This window comes from Candidatus Zixiibacteriota bacterium (assembly GCA_036480375.1).
Taxonomy (GTDB): domain Bacteria; phylum Zixibacteria; class MSB-5A5; order GN15; family JAAZOE01; genus JAZGGI01.
In genome coordinates, this window is sequence record JAZGGI010000019.1 from 1 (window position 1) to 5,890 (window position 5,890).

At 40.2% G+C, this 5,890-nt stretch carries 5 protein-coding genes; all 5 read left to right on the top strand.

What is annotated here, in order from left to right:
• Window positions 1–172: 172 nt before the first annotated feature.
• The 5 genes from V3V99_04600 to V3V99_04620 are packed head-to-tail and all read left to right on the top strand — an operon-like array spanning window position 173 to window position 5,788.
• A complete protein-coding gene (locus V3V99_04600) occupies window positions 173–3,055 on the top strand; it encodes a T9SS type A sorting domain-containing protein (protein ID MEE9441927.1) in 2,883 nt (960 codons plus the stop codon).
• Window positions 3,052–3,864 (top strand): hypothetical protein, encoded by an 813-nt coding sequence (locus V3V99_04605; protein ID MEE9441928.1) that lies wholly within the window; start codon window positions 3,052–3,054, stop codon window positions 3,862–3,864. Before V3V99_04600 ends, V3V99_04605 begins: the two co-directional genes overlap by 4 nt.
• Window positions 3,865–3,892: 28 nt before the next feature.
• Window positions 3,893–4,660 (top strand): hypothetical protein, encoded by a 768-nt coding sequence (locus V3V99_04610; protein ID MEE9441929.1) that lies wholly within the window; start codon window positions 3,893–3,895, stop codon window positions 4,658–4,660.
• Window positions 4,632–4,997: a T9SS type A sorting domain-containing protein gene (locus V3V99_04615; GenBank protein MEE9441930.1), complete on the top strand. Its 366-nt coding sequence runs from the start codon at window positions 4,632–4,634 to the stop codon at window positions 4,995–4,997. The genes V3V99_04610 and V3V99_04615 overlap by 29 nt, the downstream gene beginning before the upstream one ends.
• On the top strand, window positions 4,994–5,788 hold the full coding sequence (locus V3V99_04620) for a hypothetical protein (GenBank protein ID MEE9441931.1): 795 nt from the start codon (window positions 4,994–4,996) through the stop codon (window positions 5,786–5,788). Before V3V99_04615 ends, V3V99_04620 begins: the two co-directional genes overlap by 4 nt.
• Window positions 5,789–5,890: the final 102 nt, after the last annotated feature.

Below are 5,890 nucleotides of genomic sequence, written 5' to 3' on the forward strand. Positions count from 1 at the left end.
GAAAGGGATCGAATCAAAGAACGAACGATGAAACTGAGGAAACGAAACTATAAAAAAACCATTGCCAGAGTGCAATCTATGTCTTAGTTTTTAGTACCAATTTGTCCGATTTGTCTGACGACGTACAGCAGAAAATATCTATGATGACGGTGTTGGTAAAAAATATTGGGGCATGTCTACAACTGATGCAAATTGGGATCAGATAATAATATTCGGTGATGATTTTTCATATAATCCATATCTTGGGAGTCAAGATACTTATTATTACGATGAGGTTCCCTATAATTTTCGCTTTCCTGCTGGAGTCTCAGGCAGAACCGATGATGATTTCTATGTAGTAGATGCATATAATGCACAGATTGCATATTATAAAGTTCGTGAAGATGCCAATCCTCCCCGAATTGATCCTGTATCAACTTCGGATAACCATTTCCACCTTCTTGATTTGAATCACCCAGTTGATATTGACGCTGGTCACATTCCTCATTACGATAATCTATATTCTGATTGTGATTGGTTTGATACATGGGTTGCTATTTGTGATAGGGGATACAATAGGATAATAATAGCGAACTATTCGGGTTTACCCTTAAACGCCTTGGGTGGATATGGAGCTGGTGATTTCAAGTTGAATAACCCGACTTCTGTTGCCTTCTCTCGTGAACATCAAATGGGCTGGCAAATGCACGATATATATGTGGCCGATGCAGGTAATAATCGAATAGCCAAATTTTATACAAAAAATGGAAGTGATGTGGCTGCCTATGACGGTTTTATAAAAACACCTTCATATACCTTCCCCAGCAATGCCTACCTCTCTTCGGTAGAGGTTGATAATTTCGGTAATGTCTATGCCCTGGATCATAACAATGGAAAAATATATAAGTTTAATGAAGATTTGGAACTTCTTGGCGAATGGGGTGGAATCGGCGGCGAATCAACTAAACTCTATTATCCCTCAAGAATATCAATCACTAGGGGTTGGCGAACCGGAAATTTCAATGACTGTGCTAATATCTATCTTCCATCAAGATATGGAGATTTATTGGTCACTGAAGTATATACGAATTCTACTGGAATCAAAAGATATGAACTCGAAAATGTATTTACCTCTTGCGAGGGCGGTTATTATCTCCGAGAGCCCAATAAATTAAATGACAGGTTATTTGTAAATTGGGAACAAACAGATTATGGCCGAATGCAAATCATTTTTAAAATCCAACCCTCCGGAGAAGGTGCTATTCGAACCCTGTATGATGAAACAATATTCAAAGACCCTGGCCCGCACAGCCTACATTGCCAGCTTCCTGAGGATGCTGAGATGTATGGCGATTATGAAATTTATATAAAAATCTGGAAGTTCTATAATAGAGATGGAATCCAAATAATTGGCGATAGTAGAGTTATTTCCGGTTCGTATGATCGCGGGGAAACAAATTATCCCCCATTTTTCACGGGAGTTTATCTTGAGGGAGCCAGCGATACCTGCGTAATAAGTAATGAATTTTATGTGTGCCGTGCTCAGGTGACCGATTATGATGATGCGCAACTTTATTACTGGTGGATAGCTAAAAACGGCTATTTCCAGGAAAAGGACGAATACGGCAATCCTCAACTTGTAGATTCAACTTTTACTCTATCCGATTCTGCCAGATTCTTGGTAATGGAGGGTGCGCCCGGGAATCCATTAAAACCAAGGCAATCATTAGCTCCCCCCGTTGATTTATTTTACGTCTATGTCCACGACCCTCATGGGGCATCTTCGTCTTATGGAAAGAGTTCTGAAATTAAATCATCCTGCAGTTCCGGGCCTCCACCTCCGCCCCCACCCGAATGTCCGATTTTATACTGGGAAGATAATGGGCAATGGAAGCTGATTAACAATCTCATGGCTGAATCGGATTATGAAAACCGCCTGACCGACATAGTATCTGAAATCTATCCCATATATGGCGTTACCACCGATAACAGCGGACGACTGCATCTCAGAGTAACAGAAGAGGCTGAAGAAACCACAACACTGAAATCGCTTCGGGCTTCAATTGCTTTATATCCCGAATCTATGACACCAGTTTTTACCAACAGGCAAAGACTGATGTTCTTGTCGGACAATTTTGTTAATCCGTCAGTCGCGTATAATTCCGTCGGAGATACCATTACGGATTTGATTATCGGTTATGACAAGAGCCTGTTTATTGACAACAACCCGGGGTATATTATAATCGAGTATGATTTCCCCGAATATAAAGGCGGAGCCCGCAAACCCACCATTGAGCCTCCACCGGGCGGTCCTGCTGAGCCACCGCCCGATAAAGACCCAACGAAACCATTATATGTCGCGGGAAGTGACGGACGAATAAAATTGTATGAAGTTTCCGCTCTGGACGTCTCGGGCAACTGGATTCCGGTAACGAAGATTTATCCCCGTCTGGTGGCTCAGGGCAATTATATCGAGATGAATGAGTATATCATTGACGGCAAGTTGACAATGAAAATTGACTATCACGATGCCATCGAAATCGATCATATGCCCTATTATTTTTATTATCCGGCGAATGTGGCCGTCTATCCACTTCAGGTAGTCTCGGCGCATCATAGCAACAGCGATGATGTCGCGGCGAGGCTGATTGACGACAACAGCCCAGTTTTGACAGTTAAGACTAACGAGTATATTGATATGATCCTTAGAGGGCCGTTACCGGCGGAAGGGTACAAACAATTGCTGTTGGTTTCGTCGCGCGGCAAATACGAAAAGGATGGTCTGGACGGAGGGGGCGATATAATAGTCTTTGACCAAAACTACCCCAATCCGTTCAATCCGAACACGACCTTTAGTTTTTATCTGCCCGAACCTCGTCATGTGAAGCTTGAGATTTACAATGTTTTGGGCCAGAAAGTGAAGGTACTGGCCGATGAGTACTTCCCCTCCGGTCCGACTAATATTGTCTGGGATAGTAAAAACAGTTCTGGCGGAGAGGTTGCCAGCGGAGTTTATTTCGCGCGTTTTACATCGGGTGATTATACGTCATCGAAGAAAATCGAGGTGGTCAGATGAGGAAAAATACATATAGTTTAATAAAAAACTGTTGGATATTGATAATTTTGTGTAAATTAATTATCGGGGTAGGATGCGACAATACACCGCCAGATGATTCAACAATGTATGATCGATATTGGGTTCAATATCAGCATGAAATTGATAATGTGAATGGCATAAAATCAGATATCTTGAATTATTATGGCAGGCTTGGAGGTCAAATTTCCGATATTGAAAGCCATCAGGATACTACATATGAATCTTTTAGCTGGGTGTATTGCGGTATTGGAAAATACCAAGACGACACGGATATGTGGGCGCAAGCTGGAATTGGTAAATTTAGATTGGAAGGGAATATTTACATTCACAAAGGTCTTAGATGTGAAGTTCGAGGCTTTAATTCTGATGATACGGAATTTTGGGAGGTTCAATCAAAGCTTCAAAATCCTGATTACAACCCTCCTCAAGACGGAGATACTTCGAGCTTTATTTGTGAGCTTGATGAATTTGGTGCATGGCATATAGATATGAATGAATTTACATTTTATTTTGATCAGGTTCATTCATGGCTTACGCCGGGAATGATCGTTTTGTGGGAGGGAGAAATAACCCATTTTGAAAACGACATACCTGGGTTTTTCACCAATCCGGTAGTTATGCATAATTTAAAATATAAAACACTTGGGGATATTGAATATACTGGGGCCAAATATTATTCCGCTGACCTTTTGCGAAGTACTTATCCAGACGAATGGTATATTGGAATTGACACCACGCTAAATAAAGATGTCGAGAGAGTTAATATTTGGGATAAAAAACCCAACTAATGGTTTTGAGTATCGAAAGGACATTACAATGAAGAAAATAACCTATTCATTAATAATCGTATTGGCGTTTACAATAAGTGTTCTAGGCCAGGCAATAAGTAATTCTGAAAATTTAAATGAAAAAGTGATTATAACTGACACTGATGCCAAGGCTATTGCATTAAATTATTTTGGCCCCAAAGATAATATAATGAAGTCATTATCCGAAAATGCACAATGTAATCTGGTAATAGCTTCTGAGGAAATTACTCCTTTTGCCAATGATTATTTTAAAGATCATCCATTATGGACCGTTAACATTTGTGGCGTCAAAATTGAGACTCTTAAAAGCACAATAGTAAGGGATTTTGAAATTACAATTGATTCAGAAACTGGAAAGCTATTAAAAATCTATTCATTATCTGATAAACTTGGCAGTTCAGATACTTTGCCGAAACCATCAGTTATAGAGATAAATGAATATTTTAAGCGGCCGGGGTATCCAGATTATGTTGGCATTCCATCTGATACGCCCCAAATATCATTTATTGAAGCGTTAGGCGCCTGTATTCTAAATGCTGGAACTGCAAAAGAGATTGAAGCATTCTACGCAATGGGATTTTCCGATAATGGAAATCAAAATGGATATTGGGTTATTTTACTAAGAGGTACTGAACTTCTTATGTCTCCAGCAGGCAGAATCAAGAAAGAAGATATTCCCATCGGCTTGAGAAATTCAGTATTATGCGAAATTGATGGAAAGAATGGATATTTAAGCTATTTTACGAATGGCCTCTTTAATAAAAGGCAAGAATAATTGCCCAATTCTTTCGTCGCGTGGCAAATACGAAAAGGATGGTCTGGACGGAGGGGGCGATATAATAGTCTTTGACCAAAACTACCCCAATCCGTTCAATCCGAACACGACCTTTAGTTTTTATCTGCCCGAACCTTGTCATGTGAAGCTTGAGATTTACAATATTCTGGGCCAGAAAGTGAAGGTACTGGCCGATGAGTACTTCCCGGTGGGTAGAAATAATATAACTTGGGACAGCAAAAATTCAGCCGGTAAGGAGGTCGCCAGCGGAGTTTATTTCGCGCGTTTTACATCGGGTGATTATACGTCATCGAAGAAAATCGAGGTGGTCAGATGAGGAAAAGTGCTTGTGCGAATATAGTCGTATTAATTATTTTGGCATTGATTTTGTTACTTTCGGGATGTGGCGAAGATATACCTGATGGTGGAGCTTTGCTTCAATTCGATGAAGACATCTTGATAGATGTTTCGTGTTGTAGTTATAAGTATTCTATTAAGGTCATAGATACCACAACAAGTATTTCGAGATGGTATTGGGTTGCAATAACCCTAAAAGATGGTGACAATACTATACTTGTTAAGGGAGATTCAATATATCAGCTGAGTGAAACTCCTAATTATTGCCATGGATGGGTGCAAATTACAGTGGATTATCTTGACAGCCTGCAGAATGGCACATATGAATTTCATGTATTTGGATGCGACCAGGAATCGGAAATTGGAAATATGGATGAAGTGGATATAAAGGGGATGTATCCGGTCTCTAAGCAAATTTATACATGGGATTGGAACGAATTAGATTGCAAAGAAAATTGCTGTAATTCGGGACGTTGGTATGCCCAATTCCAACATGTAGTTGATAATGTAGTAAGTATCAAAGCAGATATATCAACGAGATATGGAAAACTCTGCGGGTGGAAGCCAGATTTCCAAGATCCCTATGAATTAGACACTGCCACTTCTGCCAGCCTTGTTTATTGTAGTATAGGTAGGGAAGATGGAAATGACCTTTATTGGGGTCAATTAGGGTATTGCGTTTTTCGCGGTGGTAATATGCCATGGCTATTCGAGAGTTATTATTGTGAAGTGATGACAGATCAATCCGGCCCTGTCAGGAATTTTGTGTAAACAGTTAATTTGTTTTTTCAAATCTTCGGTACTCTTTCGCCAAATCGTATCGCAAATTGATGGACTGCCAGCGACCAGTTCCTAATCGGCATGGTCCATTTT